The organism is Janthinobacterium glycogeni (assembly GCF_051380725.1).
GTDB lineage: Bacteria > Pseudomonadota > Gammaproteobacteria > Burkholderiales > Burkholderiaceae_D > Janthinobacterium.
The window spans coordinates 158244-175722 of record NZ_JBNYXP010000002.1 but is presented as its reverse complement, the minus strand read 5'-3'; the positions used below and the strand labels follow the sequence as shown (position 1 = coordinate 175722).

The window sequence follows — 17479 nt, the reverse complement described above, 5'->3', positions numbered from 1 at the left end:
GGGGCTGATTATGACAGCCCGGGTTTGGCTGACGACAGCCGGTAAGTCTGATACATATAGCGCAGGGTGAGATACAGCACGGCCAGGGCCAGTTCGACGCCGTTATGCATCATCGGCATGGCGCGGATGGCCGGGGCATGGCCGGCCAGCACGAAAGTGGCGATGGACGGCACCAGCACCACCGGCCAGATCGTCTTCCATTTGAAATCGGTGGGAGAAAACAGCAAGCCGGCACACGACCAGGCATACAGCGCGGCGCCCAAGAGGGCGGCCGGCAGCTGCTGCATATACAGCAACGACAGCAAGCCCGCGCAGCCGATCAGCCATGCCGCGCGCAGGCGGGGCAAGAGCGCCTCCGGCCAGCCGCAATCGCCATACAGGCCGGTGGCGCTGCGCAGAGCCAGGGCCGCCAGGCAAAACATCATCGGCATGGCGTCACCGACGGCCAGCGCCGACTGGCCCTTGCCGCTCATGAACATGGCGGCGAACAGCGACATGCCCAGGACCAGGAACAGCAGCATGCCATGCAGCAGCTGGCGGTTCATCGCATAGGCGAGCAGGGCCGACGCGCACAAGCCGGCCGCAGTGACGAGGCGCACGGTGTCGCTGCGTTCGGGCAGGAACAGCAGCAGGGCCAGCGTGAGGTAGGGCGCGATCCAGCCCAGTTGCCGCAAGCCGGGCCGCTGCCACAGCACGGGCAGGCGGTCCTGCAGCGCTTCCTGCAACGAGTCGAGCCGAGCGAACAGGGGCGCCGGCCAGCGCAAGGCATGCATGGCCAGCAGGCCAAAGGCGAGTGCCTGGAAACCGAGCAGGCTGGCATAGGCGGCCGCGTCGCCGAGCTTGAAGCCGGCCGCATCGAGCACGCCCGCAAGCATGAAGTGCAGCACGAAGCCCAGGCCGCCCGACGCGAGCGCCGTCTGCTTGAAGTAGCGCTTCGCATGGACGGCGTGTTCCCACTGCTCGAACAGGTCCGTATCGAGCTTGTAGGCCAGCATTTCGCCATGCTGCCAGCGTATCGCATGCAGCAGCTCGCGCAGCTGCAGCGTGAATTTTTGGTCGAACAGCTGGCGCGCGTAGGCCGACGGCGGCTGCTGCGACATGATGCAGTCCAGGCCGGGGTAGCTGTCGCGGTTGTCGCTGAAATGGGCGAACGAACGGTCGGCCCGGTAGCGCTGCACGGCGCTGCGCACCAGGTCCGCATGGCTGCGCGCCAGATAGGAAAAGTCGTGGTCCCAGCCCAGTTGCTCGAACAGGGCCTGGCGCAGCGCCAGGTCATAGCCGGCGCTGGCGCAATAGCGCAGCGCGCACAGCTCGAATTCCTCGCGCACGTCGAGGTTCAGCAATTCCTCGCGCTCGAGGAAGCCAGTCAGCAGGGCGGCCCCGTTGCGGCGCCGTGACTGCTCCATGAAAGCCTGCCACAGGCTGGCGCCTTCCTGGACGGGATCGATGGCGACCACGCCCCATAGTTCCGGCGGCCGTGCGCGTACCCGCGCCGCTTCGTCGGGGACTCCCCACAGCTCCGTTGGCGTTTCCTGCGCTTCCTGATTCTCCTGCCCTGCTTCGGCGATCACGCCCCACAGTTCGGCTACCGGCGCTTCCGCCTGGACCTCGTCCGCCAGCACCGGCGTCGGTTCCGTCAGGCCGGCGTCTGCCTGCAAGCCGGCAGCAGGATCGGAGGGCCGATCCATCGGGGCCGATTGCGCCAGCTCCGCGGCAAAGCGCGGCGCATGGCGCAGCGCATATTCATACGCGTCGCGTAGTTCCTGGAAGGCGGCCGGATCATCCTCGGGCCGCGTCACCTTCAGGCGCTTCGCGTAGGCGCGCTTGATGGCGCGCTCGTCGCCCGTCGGTGGCGTCTCCAGGATGGTCCACAGGCTGCGCTCAGCGCCATGCATGCCACCGTCCATCAGCGGTCGCTCCCGGGACGGGGCAGGTCGGGTGTAGTGGCCGGCTTGGGCATGGGCGCGCGTTCAGGCATGGACATTTTCTTGCTGGTTTTCATAGAACAGATTGGCCAAGATTACCATGGCGATGAGTGGCAGCAGGGCTTCCGGCAGCATCAGGCGGGCATCGGGCAAATTGGCAAAAAAGGACGTACTCGATACCAGCGTGATCTTGGCCAGCAGCAGGGCCGGCCATACCAGATGGCGGGAAATGCTGGGCATGGTGAATGCGTACAGCGGCACACCGGCCAGGCACCACATCCAGGCCAGCGCCGGAGCCAGGCCGGCCGGCAGCACGCCCGCCGCTGCGACAAAAAACAGCAGGGTGCCACCCAGCAGCCAGGTGATGCGCAAGCGGTGGTGCCACGCCTTTGGCAAGCCCAGGGCTGGATACAGTTGCGCGCCGCCGCGCGCCAACAGTATCAGTAGGCACAGGCTGAAAGCAAAACAGGCGCCGGTAGAAAAGGCGTCGAAGGCGGTTTCCCGCATCATCCAGGCCAGCAGCGAGGCAATCGGTAGCAAGAGCAGATAGGCGCGCAGCTTGAAGTGCGCCGAGGAAGCAAATACGGCCACTAGCGCGCAGACGGCAAGCAGGAGCGTGGCGCCGGAGACCAGCATTGGCGATGGATGGCTGACAAACAGCAGCAGCGATAGCCCGGCATAGGCATACACCCAGCCGAATTGCCACAGATGCCGATGCCGGTACTGCAGGTAGACGCCGAAGTGCTGCTGCCTGAACTGCGTCATCCGATCGAGCAGCGCGGTAGGGCGGTAAAAGGCGAACGCGGCGCATGCCGAGAAGGATAGCAGCTGTGACAGCACGAAGAAAATCGAGTAAAACGAGTCGATGGCGAAGAAACCCCAGCGCTCATGCATGAACAGCGCGAGTCCGTAGATGGCGAGGCCGGCTACCGCGGAACGTATGGCGGTACCGCCGAAGTAATTTTTGGCGCGCGCCTTGCGCTCCCACCAGGTGATCGACGCGGGATCGATCTTGTAGGTCAGCAGGTCGCCATGATGGGCGCGTATGCCCTCGATGAGCGCCAGCAGGGTTCGCGTCAGTCGCACATCGTGCAGGCAGAATGCGGATGCCGGTGGTGCGGCCAGCAGCAGATCGAGGCATGCGCCGTACTCTCCGCTGCGGCGCAAATAAACCAGTGAAGCCGTCGCATTGTGGCGCCCGACCAAGCCGCGTGCCGCTTCCGCATCCATTTTGTGCAGTTGCGGCAGCCGCTGATCCCACTGATAGTGCTCGATGAACTGGCCACGGGTGGCGTCATGGCACGCGGCAGTGGCGCAGTAGCGCAGAGCCAGGAGTTCAAATTCCTCACGCACGGCGAGGTGGGTCATCGCTTCGCGCTTTTCCAGCGTCGACAGCTTGATGCCGTTGCCGGAGGCCAGCCATTCCCGCCACAGGGTCTGCGCCTCTTTCCGGGGATCGGCTGTCGTGGCAGGCAATGCCGCCGGCAGCGGTTTGCCAAAGTCGATCTTGCCAGCTACCAGCGGGACAGGCGCGGGCGCCGTGGCCGGAGTGGCTGATGCTTTAGGCACCTGCCGTTCTTGGCCGTGCGCGGCAATGCGCAGCGCATAATCATAGGCGTCGCGCAGGCGCTGGAAGGCTTCCGCACCGTCCTCAGGACGGTTCAGCTTTAACTGGCGCGCATAGGCGCGCTTGATGTCGCGTTCATTGTCCGTCTCGGCGATGCCCAGGACATTCCAGATGCTCAGCGTATCGCTACCGGTCACAGGAAACTGTCACTTTCTATTTCCTTGAGCACCTCCGCAAACGCCGTACGCGCTTGCCGGATGGTGTTCGGATCCTGCGTTTCCAGCGCGGCCTGGAAATTGGCCGTGTGTGCCGCCAGGTACTGGCGCACGTCGCCCAGCGACTGTTCGTACAGGCGGTCGGCGCGCGTGACGAGGGTGCGGTTTTCCATCTGCTCGCGCGGGTGGATCTTCAGGTCGGCCAGTTCCGCAAAGCGCTGTTCGATCTGTTCCGGCGTCATCACGCCCGCGTTGTCGCTGATGATCATCTTGTGGCGTTCCTGCGTGGCCAGCACCGTCACTTCCGCTTCCAGCACGCCGCTGACGTCGTAGGTGAAGCGCACGTCGATGCCGATCTCGCCCGCCTTTTTCGCGGGTATCGGGAAGCTGATCTTGCCCAGGAAGACGTTGTCGGCCACCAGGCGCGACTCGCCCTGGAAGATCGCCACGTTGATTTCCTTCTGGTTGTCGTAGATGGTGGTGATGTTTTCCGTGCGCGAGACGGGCACTACGGAGTTGCGCTCGATGATGGGCAGGTAATGTCCGCCTTCGTACTGGTTCGCGCCGACCTGGCGCGAAATCGAAATGCCCAGCGAATACGGCGCCACGTCCGTCATGACCACTTCGTCGAGAGCGGAGTCGCGCATCTTCAGACCCGCCTGCACGGCGGCGCCCAGCGCCACGGCTTCGTCCGGGTCCAGGTGGATGGCGGGGAAGCGGCCGAACATGCGCGAGACGAGTTTGCGCACCAGCGGCATGCGCGTGGCGCCGCCGGCCAGCACCACTTCATTCAATTCCGCGGCGCGGATGGTGGCGTCGCGCAGCGCCCGTTCCACGGGCAGGCGCAAACGGGCCAGCAGGGGCTCGCACAGCTGCGCCAGCCTGTCTTCGCCGATCTCCCAGCTGTATTCCCTTTCCTGGTAGCGCGTGGCCATGCGCACGGACGGCTGGTCCGACAGCAACCGCTTGACGCGCTCGGCCTCGTCGCGCAGCAGCTGCTGCTGGCGCGGGTCGAGCAGGCGGCTGCCGACGGCGTCGCGCAGGCCGCTGCCTTCCATGAAAGCGTCGACCAGCACGGTGACGAAGTCTTCGCCGCCCAGAAAATTGTCGCCGGCCGAGGCGCGCACTTCCATCACGCCTTCGAACAGTTCCAGGATCGACACGTCGAAGGTGCCGCCGCCCAGGTCGAAGACGAGGAATTTGCTTTCCTGTTCCTTGTCGCGGATGCCGTAGGCCAGCGCGGCGGCCGTCGGTTCGTTCAGCAGGCGCTCGACGCGCAAGCCCGCCAGCTGGCCGGCGATGCGCGTGGCCTTGCGTTGCGCATCGCTGAAATACGCGGGCACGGTGATGATGGCTTCCTCGACCTTGTGGCCCAAAAAGGCTTCGGCATCTTCCTTCAGCGCGCGCAGCACCATCGATGACAGTTCTTCCGGGCGGAACTGCTGCGTGCCGAGGGTGATCTTCTTTTCGCTGCCCATGTAGCGCTTGAAGATGGCCGCCGTCAGTTGCGGGTGCGTCTGCAGGCGTTCGCGCGCCGCGCGGCCCACCAGCACGGTGCCGTCGTCATCGATGCTCACGCACGACGGCGTCAGGTGTTCGCCGAGCGCATTCGGGATAATGGAAGCCTTGCCGTCGCGCCAGATGGCGACCAGGCTGTTGGTGGTGCCCAGGTCAATGCCGATGATCATCAGATATCCGCCTCCGCCTCATTGCCGTGTTCCTCGATCCAGGCGCGGCGTCCTGCCGCTTCGCCCTTGCCCATCAACATATTGAAGCGGGATGCCGAGGCCATGTGGTCGACTTCGCCCAGGGTCACGGGCAGCAGGCGGCGCGTGTCCGGGTTCATCGTCGTTTCCCACAGCTGCTCGGCATTCATCTCGCCCAGGCCCTTGAAGCGCGAAATCGACCAGGCGCCCTGTTTCACGCCTTCCTTGCGCAGCTTGTCCTCGATGGCCAGCAGTTCGCCGTCGTCAAGCGCATAGATTTTCTGCATCGGCTTCTTGCCGCGCGCCGGCGCGTCCACGCGGTACAAAGGCGGACGGGCGATGCAGATGTGGCCCTTGTTGATCAGCGCCGGGAAGTGCTTGAAGAACAGGGTCAGCAGCAGTACCTGGATGTGCGAGCCGTCTACGTCCGCATCCGACAGGATGCAGATCTTGCCGTAGCGCAGACCTGACAGGTCGGGCGAGTCGCCCACGCTGTGCGGATCGACGCCGATGGCCACGGCGATGTCGTGGATCTCGTTATTGGCGAACAGGCGGTCGCGGTCCGTTTCCCACGAGTTCAAGACCTTGCCGCGCAGGGGCAGAATCGCCTGGAATTCCTTGTCGCGGCCCATCTTGGCCGAACCGCCCGCCGAGTCGCCCTCGACGAGGAACAGTTCATTGCGCGCGATGTCCGACGATTCACAGTCGGTCAGCTTGCCGGGCAACACGGCCACGCCCGAGGATTTTTTCTTTTCCACTTTTTGCAGCGAACGCTGGCGCGACTGCGCCTGCTTGATCACGAGCTCGGCCAGCTTCTTGCCGTAATCGACGTGCTGGTTCAGCCACAGTTCCAGCGGCGGCTTGGTGAAGGTCGAGACGAGGCGCACGGCGTCGCGCGAGTTCAGGCGTTCCTTGATCTGGCCCTGGAATTGCGGGTCCAGCACCTTGGCCGACAGCACGAAGGAAGCGCGCGCGAACACGTCTTCCGGCAGCAATTTGACGCCTTTGGGCAGCAGCGAGTGCATTTCGACGAAATTTTTCACGGCGCCGAACAGGCCGTCGCGCAAGCCCGATTCGTGCGTGCCGCCATTCGAGGTGGGGATCAGGTTGACATACGATTCGCGCACGATGGCGCCTTCTTCCGTCCACGCCACGACCCAGGCCGCGCCTTCGCCTTCGGCAAAGCCTTCCGAGTCCGGACCAGCGTATTGCGCGCCTTCGAACAGGGGAATCAGGGTTTCGCCATTCGATACCTGCGCCAGCGTTTCGGTCAGGTAGCCGCGCAAGCCTTCGGCGTACTGCCAGGTCTGCGTATCGCCCGTCTTCGCGTTGGTCAGCGTGACGGTCACGCCCGGCAGCAGCACGGCTTTCGAGCGCAGCAGGCGTTGCAGTTCCGCCTGCGAGATGTTGGGCGAATCAAAGTATTTTGCATCGGGCCAGGCCGTGACGCGCGTGCCGGATTTTTTGCCGTCGCGCGGGGCGGGGCGGGAACTCAGGGGCTCGATCACGTCGCCGTTCGCAAACACCATGTGGTGCAAGCCGTTGCCGTCGCTTTCCTTGCGCCAGACGGTGATTTCCAGGCGCGTCGACAGCGCATTGGTGACGGACACGCCGACGCCGTGCAAGCCGCCCGAGAACGCGTAGGCGCCGCCCGAACCCTTGTCGAACTTGCCGCCCGCGTGCAGCCGCGTAAACACGATTTCCACCGTCGGCACGCCTTCTTCCGGGTGCAGGCCGACGGGAATGCCGCGGCCATTGTCTTCGACGGTGATGCTGCCATCCGTGTTCTGCGTCACGGCGATATGCGTGCAATGACCGCCCAGCGCCTCGTCGGAGGCATTGTCGATCACTTCCTGAATGATGTGCAGCGGATTTTCAGTGCGGGTGTACATCCCCGGGCGCTGCTTGACGGGTTCCAGTCCTTTCAGGACACGGATGGATGATTCGCTGTAGTCGGATGCTGGTTTTTTAGTGGCCATACGTGTTCAAGCTAAGTAAAGACAGTGGTTGGAACGCCAGGCCAGGGCACTGCGGGCGCAATGACAGCGGCGGCGATAACTGTATGAATATACAGTATATCCCGTCCAGCGTCACTGGGGGAGGGCAGTGCGGCAGGCTTGGCGTCCTTGTGCGGACGCTCGCGCATTCTATCTTGTCCGGCGAGCAATAGCGCTACTCCAAGGCAACAACAGTGCGCCGCGCGCGTGGTTTTTCGCCAATTGTGATGGATTTTATGCGGTAAAGCCGCCTTTTTTACATCTTGTTTACAGCTGCCTTCCCAGTCTTTACGAATTTTTTAGACCCTTTTGGCTAATCTGCTCACTATCAAAACAAACCTGAATGAGGGTGGGAATGGATCTCGTGTATCTCGGCTTGATTGCCGTGTTTTTCGTCCTGGCGGCCGGCTTTGCCGTCGCCTGCGACAAATTAGGGAGCGTCAAATGAACGCGTTTTATGTGCTGGGCGCCGTCGTCTCGGCCGGCCTGCTCGTGTATTTGCTGGTGGCGCTGCTGAAGGCGGAGGAACTGTGATGACGACGCAATCGATACTGTTGTTGGTGGCCTTCCTGGCCGTCCTGCTGGCCGCCGGCTATCCGCTGGGCCTGTACATGGCCAGGGTGGCCGGCGATGGCCCCGTACGCGGCCTGGGCTGGCTGCAAAAGCTGGAAAACCTGCTGTACCGCTGGTCCGGCCTTCCCGCCGACAAGGCCATGGGGTGGAAAAGCTATGCCATCGCCCTGATCGTCTTCAATACCGTGGGCGCCGTCTTCGTCTACGGCCTGCAGCGCCTGCAGGGCTTTTTGCCACTCAATCCCCAGGGTCTGGGCGCCGTCAGCCCCGATTCCTCGTTCAATACCACCGTCAGCTTCGTCGCCAATACCAACTGGCAGGGCTACGGCGGCGAACAGACCATGAGTTATCTGACCCAGATGCTGGGCATGGCCTGCCAGAATTTCTTTTCGGCGGCCACCGGCATCGCCGTGATCTTCGCGCTGGTGCGCGGCTTCGCCTCGCGTTCGGGCAAATCGATCGGCAATTTCTGGGTCGACCTGGTGCGCTCGACCCTGTACATCCTGCTGCCGCTGTCGCTGGCCCTGTCCGTCGTCTTCATGGGCGAAGGCATGATCCAGAATTTTTCCGCCTACAAGGAAGTGACCCTGCTCGACCACGTGGCGTATGAAACGCCGAAAACGACGGCCGACGGCCAGCCAGTGCTGGACGCCGCCGGCAAACCCGTGATGGAAGCACAAATGGCGACGACGCAGACGATCGCCATGGGCCCCGTCGCGTCGCAGGAGTCGATCAAGCTGCTGGGCACGAATGGCGGCGGCTTCTTCAATGCCAATTCCTCGCACCCGTACGAAAACCCGACCGTGCTGTCGAACTTCCTGCAGATGCTGGCCATCTTCATCATTCCCGCCGGCCTGTGCTTCACCTTCGGCCGCATGGTGGGTGACCTGCGCCAGGGCTGGGCCGTGCTGGCCGCGATGACCCTGATCTTTGTCGTCATGACGGCCGGCGTGATGAGCGCCGAGCAGCAAGCCAGCCCCGCCTTGCAGGCACTGGGCGTGGACCAGCAGGCCAGCAGCCTGCAATCGGGCGGCAATATGGAAGGCAAGGAAACACGCTTCGGCATCAGCTCCTCGACCCTGTTCGCGGCGGTGACGACGGCCGCATCGTGCGGCGCCGTCAATTCCATGCACGACTCCTACATGCCCCTGGGCGGCATGGTGCCGCTGCTGCTGATGCAATTCGGCGAAGTGATCTTCGGCGGCGTGGGCACGGGCCTGTACGGCATGCTGATGTTCGCCATCCTGGCCGTCTTCATCGCCGGCCTGATGATCGGCCGCACCCCTGAATACCTGGGCAAGAAAATCCAGGCCTATGAAATGAAGATGGTGTCGCTGGCCATCCTGATTACGCCAGCCCTCGTGTTGACGGGCACGGCGATCGCCGTGATGGTCGAACCGGGCAAGATCGGCGTGGCCAATCCGGGTGCGCACGGTTTCTCCGAGATCCTGTACGCCTTCACGTCGGCCGCCAACAACAACGGCAGCGCGTTCGCCGGCCTGTCCGCCAACACGCCGTTCTACAACGTGATGCTGGCGATCGCCATGTGGTTCGGCCGCTTCGGCGTGATCGTGCCCGTGCTGGCGGTGGCCGGTTCGCTTGCGGCCAAGCAGCGCCTGTCGGCCAACGCCGGCACCATGCCCACGCACGGCCCCATGTTCATCGGCCTGCTGATCGGCGTCGTCGTGCTGGTCGGTGTATTGAATTACGTTCCCGCGCTGGCCCTGGGCCCGATCGTCGAACACCTGCAACTTTTCATCAAATAAGAGGCTACCATGTCACGCACAAGCCTGACTTTGTTCGATTCCGCACTGATTGGCCCCGCCGTCGTCGATGCGTTCAAAAAACTCGACCCCCGCACGCAGTGGCGCAGCCCCGTGATGTTCGTCGTCTATGTCGGCAGCATCATCACGACCCTGCTGGCCATCCAGGCCCTGAACGGCCAGGGTGAAGCGCCGTTCGGCTTCATCGTCGCCGTCGCCGTGTGGCTGTGGTTTACCGTGCTGTTCGCGAACTTTGCCGAAGCGCTGGCCGAAGGCCGCAGCAAGGCGCAGGCGGCCTCGCTGCGCGCCCTGAAGCAGACGGTGATGGCAAAGAAAATGCAGACGCCGAAATACGGCACCTCCTGGCTGCCCACGCCGGCGACCGACCTGCGCAAGGGCATGACGGTGCTGGTCGAAGCGGGTGACGTGATTCCCGCCGACGGCGAAGTGACGGCCGGCGTGGCCTCCGTCGACGAAAGCGCCATCACGGGCGAATCGGCGCCCGTCATCCGCGAATCGGGCGGCGACTTTTCCGCCGTGACGGGCGGCACCCGCGTGCTGTCGGACTGGCTGCTGGTGCGCGTTTCCGTCAACCCCGGCGAAGCCTTCATCGACCGCATGATCGCCATGGTCGAAGGCGCCAAGCGCCAGAAGACGCCGAACGAGATCGCCCTGACGATCCTGCTCGTGGCTCTGTCGATCGTCTTCCTGATCGTCACCGTGACCCTGCTGCCGTATTCGCTGTTTTCCGTGGCGGCGGCCGGCAGCGGCACGCCGGTGACGATCACGGTGCTGATCGCGCTGCTCGTGTGCCTGATTCCGACCACCATCGGCGGTTTGCTGTCCGCCATCGGCGTGGCCGGCATGAGCCGCATGATGCAGGCGAACGTGATCGCCACCTCGGGCCGCGCCGTGGAAGCGGCAGGCGACGTGGACGTGCTGCTGCTCGATAAAACGGGCACCATCACCCTGGGCAACCGCCAGGCGTCGAGCTTCGTGCCGGCGCCCGGCGTGACGGAGCAGCAGCTGGCCGATGCGGCGCAACTGGCCTCGCTGGCCGATGAAACGCCCGAAGGGCGCAGCATCGTCGTGCTGGCCAAGCAGAAGTTCAATATCCGCGAACGCGAGATGGCCAGCCTGCACGCCACCTTTGTGCCCTTCACGGCGCAGACCCGCATGAGTGGCGTGGACATTCCGGGCGAGCAGCAGGTGCGCCAGCTGCGCAAGGGCGCGGCCGACTCCATGAAGAAGTACGTGGAAGCGCTGGGCCAGCCGTATCCGGCCGAGGTGGGACGCGCCGTCGACGACATCGCGCGCCGCGGCAGCACGCCGCTGGTGGTGGTCGACGATGGCCGCGTCATGGGCGCCGTGGAATTGAAGGATATCGTCAAGGGCGGCATCAAGGAGCGCTTCGCGGAATTGCGCCGCATGGGCATCAAGACCGTCATGATCACGGGCGACAACAAGCTGACGGCAGCGGCGATTGCCGCCGAGGCGGGCGTGGACGATTTCCTCGCCGAAGCGACGCCGGAAGACAAGCTGAAACTGATTCGCAGCTACCAGTCCGAAGGCCGCCTGGTGGCGATGACGGGCGACGGCACCAATGACGCTCCCGCGCTGGCGCAGGCCGACGTGGCCGTGGCCATGAACTCGGGCACGCAGGCGGCCAAGGAGGCGGGCAATATGGTCGACCTCGATTCGAATCCGACCAAGCTGCTGGAAATCGTTGAAATCGGCAAGCAGATGCTGATGACGCGCGGTTCGCTGACGACGTTCTCGATCTCGAACGACATCGCCAAGTACTTCGCCATCATCCCGGCCGCCTTCGTGGGCACCTATCCGCAGTTGAAGGCGCTCGACATCATGCACCTGGCCAGCCCCGCCTCGGCCATCATGTCGGCCGTGATCTTCAATGCCCTGATCATCGTCGTGCTGATTCCATTGGCGCTGAAAGGCGTGCAATACCGGGCCATCGGCGCGGCCAGCCTGTTGCGCCGCAACCTGCTGATCTACGGCCTGGGCGGCATCGTCCTGCCCTTCATCGGGATCAAGCTGATCGACATGCTGCTGTCCGCCCTCAATTTAGTCTAAAGGAACCATCATGAGCACTATCGTACGTCCCGCCCTGGTCCTGTTTGCCGCGCTGACCGTGATCTGCGGCGTCGTCTATCCGTTTGCCACGGCCGGCATCGGACAGCTGGCCTTCAACGATGAAGTCAACGGCAGCATCGTCGAGCGTGGGGGCAAGCCCGTCGGCTCGATGCTGATCGGCCAGTCCTTCACCTCGCCCAAGTATTTCTGGGGCCGTCCATCGGCCACCGCGCCGATGGCCAATAACGGCGCCGGTTCGGGCGGTTCGAACCAGGGACCGACCAATCCGGCCCTGGTGGACGCCGTCAAGGCGCGCATCGCCGCCCTGCAGGCTGCCGATCCGGGCAACCGCAACCCGATCCCCGTCGACCTGGTGACGGCGTCGAGCAGCGGCCTGGACCCGGAAATCAGCCTGGCGGGCGCCCTGTACCAGGCGCCGCGCGTGGCCCGCGTGCGCGCCGTGCCGCTGGCGCAGGTGGAAAACGCCATCGCCAAGGTGCAGAAAACCGCGTATATCGGCTTTTTTGGCGAACCGCGCGTGAATGTGCTGGAATTGAATCTGGCGTTGGATGCAGCCGCGAAGTAAGATGATATCGGGGTCAGACCCGTCGGGTCTGACCCCAGCCCTTGTTCTTGGGCTAATCGACAATTAAAAGATGCCCATGCTCCCCAACGACAGCCAACGCCCCGACCCTGATGCCCTGCTGGCGCAAGTGCAGGCGCAGGAAAAGAAAGCCGCGCGCGGCCGGCTGCGCATCTATTTCGGCGCCTCGGCCGGCGTCGGCAAGACTTACGCGATGCTGGCGGCCGCCCGCAAATTGCTGGCCGACGGCCAGGACTTGCTGGTGGGCGTGGTGGAGACGCATGGGCGCCAGGATACGGCGGCCCAGCTTGACGGCTTGCCCGTGCTGCCCCTGAAGGCCATCGAGTACCGGGGCAAGACCTTGTACGAGTTCGACCTGGACGAAGCGCTGCGGCGCGCGCCGGCGCTGATACTGATGGATGAACTGGCCCATTCGAATGTGGCCGGTTCGCGCCATCCGAAGCGCTGGCAGGATGTCGAGGAGTTGCTGGCGGCCGGCATCGACGTGCTGTCGACTGTCAACGTGCAGCACCTGGAAAGCCTGAACGACGTGGTGGGGGGGATCACCGGCGTGCGCGTCGCAGAGACCCTGCCCGACACCGTGTTCGACCGAGCTGATGAAGTGGTGCTGGTCGATATCCCCGCCGACGAACTGCTGCGCCGCCTGAAGCAGGGCAAGGTGTATCAGCCGCTGCAGGCCGAGCGGGCATCGCAGCATTTTTTCCGCAAGGGGAACCTGATCGCCCTGCGCGAACTGGCCTTGCGCCGCACGGCGGACCGGGTGCAGGACGACGTGCAAGCCTACCGCGTCGAGAAATCGATCAATCCCGTGTGGAAGACGGGCGCCGCGCTGCTGGCCTGCGTGGGACCGCACGCGGGTGGCGAGCACGTGATCCGCAGCACGGCGCGCCTGGCCAGCCAGCTGAACGCGGAATGGCACGCGCTGTACGTGGAAACGCCGCGTTTGCAGCGCCTGCCGGCGAGCCAGCGCGAACGCATCCTGAAAACCCTGAAACTGGCGCAGGATCTGGGCGCGCGCACGGCCATTGTGCCGTCCGCCGACATCGCCGGCGCCGTGGTCGAGTATGCGCGCGGCGCGAATATCTCGAAAGTCATCGTGGGGCGTGGCAGTGGCGGTGCGCTGGCGCGCCTGTGGCAGGCGCCGCCGGCCGCACGCATGGCCAGCCTGGCGCCCGATATCGATCTGATCGAGGTGGGCTTGCCGCCTGCCGATGCGGCGCCCCGGCGCGCGGCGGGCGACGACGCGGACGCGCCGCGCCGGCCCCCGCGCCATTGGCGCTACATCCTGGCGGCCGGGGCCAGCCTGGGCACGGCCCTCGCCTCGGTCCCATTGCAGCCCTACCTGGACCTGGCCAACATCGCCATGCTGTCCTTGCTGACGGTGGTGCTGCTGGCCGTGCGCCTGGGGCGCGGGCCGGCGGCATTGGCCAGCCTGGTGGGCGTGGCCAGCTTCGATTTCATCTTCGTGCCGCCGCGTTTCTCGTTTGCCGTGGGCGATTTCCAGTATGTGATCACGTTTGGCGTGATGCTGGCCGTGGGACTGATCACGGGCCACCTGACGGCCGGTCTGCGCTTCCAGGCGCGCGTGGCCTCGCACCGCGAGGCGCGCGCCCGCGCCCTGTATGAATTTTCGCGCGAACTGTCCGGCGTGCTGCAGACGGAGCAGATTTTCGACATCACGAAAAGCGCCATCGAACGGGCTTTCCGCGCGCGCGCCACCTTGCTGCTGCCCGATGACGAGGGCAGCTTGCAGGCCTCGAATGGCGGCGAAGCGCTCGACATCGGCATCGCGCAGTGGGCTTTCGACCATGCGCAGGCGGCGGGGACGGGGACCGATACCTTGCCGGCATCGCCCATTTTCTACCTGCCGCTGATCGCGCCCATGCGCACGCGGGGCGTGCTGGCGCTGCTGCCGCTCGATGGCGCGCAGCGGGGGCGCTGGCTGCTGGTGCCGGAACAGCGGCAGCACCTCGATACCTTTGCCGCCCTGGCGGCCATCGCGCTCGAGCGCGTGCACTACATCGACGTGGCCCAGGGGGCGCTGCTGCAGATGGAGTCCGAGCGGCTGCGCAATTCGCTGCTGGCGGCCCTGTCGCATGACTTGCGCACGCCCTTGACGTCGCTGGTGGGCCTGGCCGAATCGCTGGCCTTGTCGCGGCCCGCGCTGTCGCCCGCGCAGCTGGACATGGCGCGCTCGCTGCAGTCCGAAACCGTGCGCATGAGCGCCCTGGTGGCGAACTTGCTGGACATGGCGCGCATCGAGAGCGGCCAGGTGCGCCTGAACCTGCAATGGCAGGCGCTGGAGGAAGTGGTGGGCAGCGCGCTGCGCGCCAGCGGCCCGCAATTGCTGCAGCATGCCGTGCAGACGCAGCTGGCGCCGGACTTGCCGCTGGTGCGCTACGACGCCGTGCTGATCGAGCGCGTGCTGTGCAACCTGCTGGAAAACGCGGCCAAGTACACGCCGCCGGGCAGCACCATCACGGTTTCGGCCGGGGTGCACGGCCAGTTCCTGCAGGTGACGGTGGCGGATGACGGCCCGGGCCTGCCGCCCGGCCGCGAAGAAGCCATCTTTGAAAAATTCACGCGCGGCGAGCGCGAATCGAACCTGCCGGGCGTCGGCCTGGGGCTGGCCATTTGCCGCGCCATCGTCGAAGCCCACGGCGGCACCATCCACGCGCAGCCGCACACGCCGGGACAGGGCGCCGCCATCGTCTTCAGCCTGCCGCTGGGTACGCCCCCGGCGCCGCCGGAGATCGAGCTCGAAGACGCGAACGACTTTGAAACAGGAAAACCAATATGAACGAACCTTCCGCCACCGCCTTGCTGGTCGAGGATGAACCGCAAATCCGCCGCTTCGTGCGCGCCGCGCTGGAAGACGAGGGCTGGCAGATTTTCGAATCGGCCACCATGCAACGGGGTTTGATCGACGCGGGCACGCGCCGGCCCGACCTGATCGTGCTGGACCTCGGTTTGCCCGACGGCGACGGCATCGATTTCATCGCCGACATCCGCAAATGGTCGGCCGTCCCCATCATCGTGCTGTCGGCGCGGGTCGACGAGCAGGACAAGATCCGCGCGCTCGACGCGGGCGCCGACGACTACCTGACCAAACCGTTCGGCGTGGGCGAACTGCTGGCCCGCGTGCGCGCCACCCTGCGCCGCCAGCGCCAGCCAGCCGCCAGCGACGATGGCGTGGTGCAGTTCGGCGACGTGCGCGTCGACCTGAAGGATCGCCTGGTGACGCGTAACAAGCAGCTGGTGCACATGACGCCGACGGAATTCCGCTTGCTGTCGGTGCTGGTGAAAAACGCGGGCAGGGTGGTCACCAATCCCCAGCTGTTGCGTGAAGTGTGGGGGCCGTCGAACAGCGAAAACGGTCACTACCTGCGCATCTACATGGGCCACCTGCGCCAGAAGCTGGAAGCCGACCCGGCCCAGCCGCAGTACCTGCTGACGGAAACGGCCGTCGGCTACCGGCTGCTGCTGCCGCTCTAACACCTGTCCATCCCCTGTTGGAAAACAGGCGCCGCGCGCGCCAGGGGGACGCTTTACCTTTTTTTTGCAGCGGCGGGCCAGCTGCGCCATGTTGGCAAAGGCCCATACCACCCATGAAGAAGAAAAAACCATGAATAAAATGCTACTTGCACTTGCCGTCGCGACCGCCTTTACGGGCAGCCTGGCCCACGCGGACGAGGCCAAGCCCGACAATGAAGTCAGTTTCAACGTGGCCGGCGTGTCCGACTACCGTTATCGCGGCATTTCGCAGACGCGCTTGAAACCGGCGCTGCAGGGCGGCGTCGATTACATCCACAACCCGACGGGCCTGTATGCGGGCGCCTGGGCTTCCACCATCAAGTGGACCAAGGATGCGGGCGGCAGCGGCGACGTGGAAGTGGATCTGTATGCGGGCAAGCGCGGCCAGTTGGGCGGCGATGTCGGCTATGACGTGGGCGTGCTCGCCTATGTGTACGCGGACAACGGCTTGAAGCACATCGCCGGCCTGGCCGACGCGGATACGCAGGAAGTCTACGGTCAGCTGTCGTATGGCCCCGCCTACGTCAAGTATTCGCACGCCGTCTCCAACCTGTTCGGCATCGTCAACAGCAAGAACAGCGGCTACCTCGATATCGGCGCGAATATCGACCTGACGAACGGCTGGACCGGCAACCTGCACGCGGGCCATCAGAAGGTCAGGAACAACGATGCGTCGAGCTACACGGACTGGAAAGTGGGCGTCACGCGCGATTTCGGCTTTGTTTCGGGCGCGCTGGCCGTGATCGGCACGAACGCGGGCAAGGCAGCGTATGCCTCACCCGTGAATGGCAAATTCATGGGCAAGACGGCGCTGCAGCTGACGGTCAGCAAGACGTTCTAATGGACTGAGTTGACTGAAAGGAGAGGCGGCGCATGCGCCGCCTTTTTTTCTCGCTAAAAACGGGGTCAGTCACTGCGTGATCGGAGCACGTCCCATTGGGGCGCGCTTCCCCGTCGGGTCTGACCCCGGCTATCGAGAGCTATGCTGCGCGGTGAGGGTTGTCGAAGACGGCACAATACAGTTGTCCGAAGCCGACCACGCGGGCGGCCGGAATCTGCGCCGCCAGCGCATGGGCGGGCGCTGCTTGCGCGTCCGTTGCCAGCAGGACGCGCAGGCCCGGATTGACGCTGCGCGCGTGCGCGATGCGGCGCGCCAGGTCCGCCTGCGCGGCGCCGTCGACGACGCCGTCGAGCGGCACCACCAGCACGCGCGCGGCGATCAGGGCCGAACGGCTGCCCATGGAATCGCGGCCTTCGCTGTCGATGACGATGTCGTGATAGCAGTGTACCAGGTGCTCCAGCTCCGGCTGCAAGCCCTTGGCGCTGATGGCGCGCGCCATCAGGCGCGGCCGCGTCAGGCTGCCGTGCATGGCGCCGTCATGCAGGTTCCTGGCCTGCGCCATGGCGCCCTGGCGCGGATCGGCATCGAGCAGCAATACCTTGCGTCCGGCCAGCGCGCGCGAGGCGGCCAGCCGCCCGGCCAGGATGGATTTCTCCATCCCCC

12 protein-coding genes are annotated in these 17479 nt (G+C 65.0%); 7 read left to right on the top strand and 5 right to left on the bottom strand.

Going from position 1 to position 17479, the window contains the following annotated elements; all coding sequences use genetic code 11:
* Positions 1-8 precede the first annotated feature (8 nt).
* The 4 genes from ACQ4W4_RS06340 to ACQ4W4_RS06325 all read right to left on the bottom strand — a co-directional run bounded on the left by ACQ4W4_RS06340 (position 9) and on the right by ACQ4W4_RS06325 (position 7392).
* Complete coding sequence (locus ACQ4W4_RS06340; RefSeq protein WP_436541241.1) at positions 9-1895, bottom strand: hypothetical protein; 1887 nt, start codon at positions 1893-1895, stop codon at positions 9-11.
* Between the two features lie 75 nt (positions 1896-1970).
* A complete protein-coding gene (locus ACQ4W4_RS06335; protein ID WP_436541240.1) occupies positions 1971-3689 on the bottom strand; it encodes a hypothetical protein in 1719 nt (572 codons plus the stop codon).
* Entirely contained in the window at positions 3686-5395 is a 1710-nt protein-coding gene (locus tag ACQ4W4_RS06330) for a molecular chaperone HscC (RefSeq protein WP_436541239.1), read from the bottom strand. The genes ACQ4W4_RS06335 and ACQ4W4_RS06330 overlap by 4 nt, the downstream gene beginning before the upstream one ends.
* On the bottom strand, positions 5395-7392 hold the full coding sequence (locus tag ACQ4W4_RS06325) for a DNA topoisomerase IV subunit B (protein WP_436541238.1): 1998 nt from the start codon (positions 7390-7392) through the stop codon (positions 5395-5397). The genes ACQ4W4_RS06330 and ACQ4W4_RS06325 overlap by 1 nt, the downstream gene beginning before the upstream one ends.
* Positions 7393-7854: 462 nt before the next feature.
* Here ACQ4W4_RS06325 and kdpF point away from each other — a divergent pair, with 462 nt between their 5' ends.
* From kdpF to ACQ4W4_RS06290, 7 genes are all read left to right on the top strand, one after another.
* The gene (gene kdpF, locus ACQ4W4_RS06320) at positions 7855-7944 is read left to right on the top strand and encodes a K(+)-transporting ATPase subunit F (protein ID WP_034746483.1); all 90 of its coding nucleotides are present in this window, start codon (positions 7855-7857) and stop codon (positions 7942-7944) included.
* Entirely contained in the window at positions 7944-9749 is a 1806-nt protein-coding gene (gene kdpA, locus ACQ4W4_RS06315) for a potassium-transporting ATPase subunit KdpA (RefSeq protein WP_436541237.1), read from the top strand. Before kdpF ends, kdpA begins: the two co-directional genes overlap by 1 nt.
* 9 nt (positions 9750-9758) lie before the next feature.
* The gene (kdpB, locus tag ACQ4W4_RS06310; RefSeq protein ID WP_251350246.1) at positions 9759-11837 is read left to right on the top strand and encodes a potassium-transporting ATPase subunit KdpB; all 2079 of its coding nucleotides are present in this window, start codon (positions 9759-9761) and stop codon (positions 11835-11837) included.
* A gap of 10 nt (positions 11838-11847) precedes the next feature.
* Entirely contained in the window at positions 11848-12423 is a 576-nt protein-coding gene (kdpC, locus tag ACQ4W4_RS06305; RefSeq protein WP_436541236.1) for a potassium-transporting ATPase subunit KdpC, read from the top strand.
* Between the two features lie 76 nt (positions 12424-12499).
* Positions 12500-15241 carry a DUF4118 domain-containing protein gene (locus tag ACQ4W4_RS06300; protein WP_436541235.1) on the top strand — a complete coding sequence of 914 codons (2742 nt, stop codon included), beginning with the start codon at positions 12500-12502 and terminating at the stop codon, positions 15239-15241.
* Positions 15238-15936 carry a two-component system response regulator KdpE gene (kdpE, locus tag ACQ4W4_RS06295; protein ID WP_034746496.1) on the top strand — a complete coding sequence of 233 codons (699 nt, stop codon included), beginning with the start codon at positions 15238-15240 and terminating at the stop codon, positions 15934-15936. The genes ACQ4W4_RS06300 and kdpE overlap by 4 nt, the downstream gene beginning before the upstream one ends.
* Before the next feature lie 130 nt (positions 15937-16066).
* Positions 16067-16816 carry a TorF family putative porin gene (locus ACQ4W4_RS06290; protein WP_436541234.1) on the top strand — a complete coding sequence of 250 codons (750 nt, stop codon included), beginning with the start codon at positions 16067-16069 and terminating at the stop codon, positions 16814-16816.
* A 139-nt stretch (positions 16817-16955) separates the two neighbouring features.
* Here the strand turns inward: ACQ4W4_RS06290 and ACQ4W4_RS06285 are convergent, their stop codons facing one another.
* Positions 16956-17474, bottom strand: coding sequence for a P-loop NTPase family protein (locus ACQ4W4_RS06285; protein WP_436541233.1), 519 nt, complete (start codon positions 17472-17474; stop codon positions 16956-16958).
* Positions 17475-17479 lie beyond the last annotated feature (5 nt).

What these genes read in the sequence shown, in the direction of transcription:
- ACQ4W4_RS06340 (WP_436541241.1), bottom strand. Translation starts at nt 1,895, where the DNA reads ATGCATGGCGCTGAGCGCAGCCTGTGGACCATCCTGGAGACGCCACCG.
- ACQ4W4_RS06330 (WP_436541239.1), bottom strand. Translation starts at nt 5,395, where the DNA reads ATGATCATCGGCATTGACCTGGGCACCACCAACAGCCTGGTCGCCATC.
- ACQ4W4_RS06325 (WP_436541238.1), bottom strand. Translation starts at nt 7,392, where the DNA reads ATGGCCACTAAAAAACCAGCATCCGACTACAGCGAATCATCCATCCGT.
- kdpF (WP_034746483.1), top strand. Translation starts at nt 7,855, where the DNA reads ATGAACGCGTTTTATGTGCTGGGCGCCGTCGTCTCGGCCGGCCTGCTC.
- kdpA (WP_436541237.1), top strand. Translation starts at nt 7,944, where the DNA reads ATGACGACGCAATCGATACTGTTGTTGGTGGCCTTCCTGGCCGTCCTG.
- kdpB (WP_251350246.1), top strand. Translation starts at nt 9,759, where the DNA reads ATGTCACGCACAAGCCTGACTTTGTTCGATTCCGCACTGATTGGCCCC.
- kdpC (WP_436541236.1), top strand. Translation starts at nt 11,848, where the DNA reads ATGAGCACTATCGTACGTCCCGCCCTGGTCCTGTTTGCCGCGCTGACC.
- ACQ4W4_RS06300 (WP_436541235.1), top strand. Translation starts at nt 12,500, where the DNA reads ATGCTCCCCAACGACAGCCAACGCCCCGACCCTGATGCCCTGCTGGCG.
- kdpE (WP_034746496.1), top strand. Translation starts at nt 15,238, where the DNA reads ATGAACGAACCTTCCGCCACCGCCTTGCTGGTCGAGGATGAACCGCAA.
- ACQ4W4_RS06290 (WP_436541234.1), top strand. Translation starts at nt 16,067, where the DNA reads ATGAATAAAATGCTACTTGCACTTGCCGTCGCGACCGCCTTTACGGGC.
- ACQ4W4_RS06285 (WP_436541233.1), bottom strand. Translation starts at nt 17,474, where the DNA reads ATGGAGAAATCCATCCTGGCCGGGCGGCTGGCCGCCTCGCGCGCGCTG.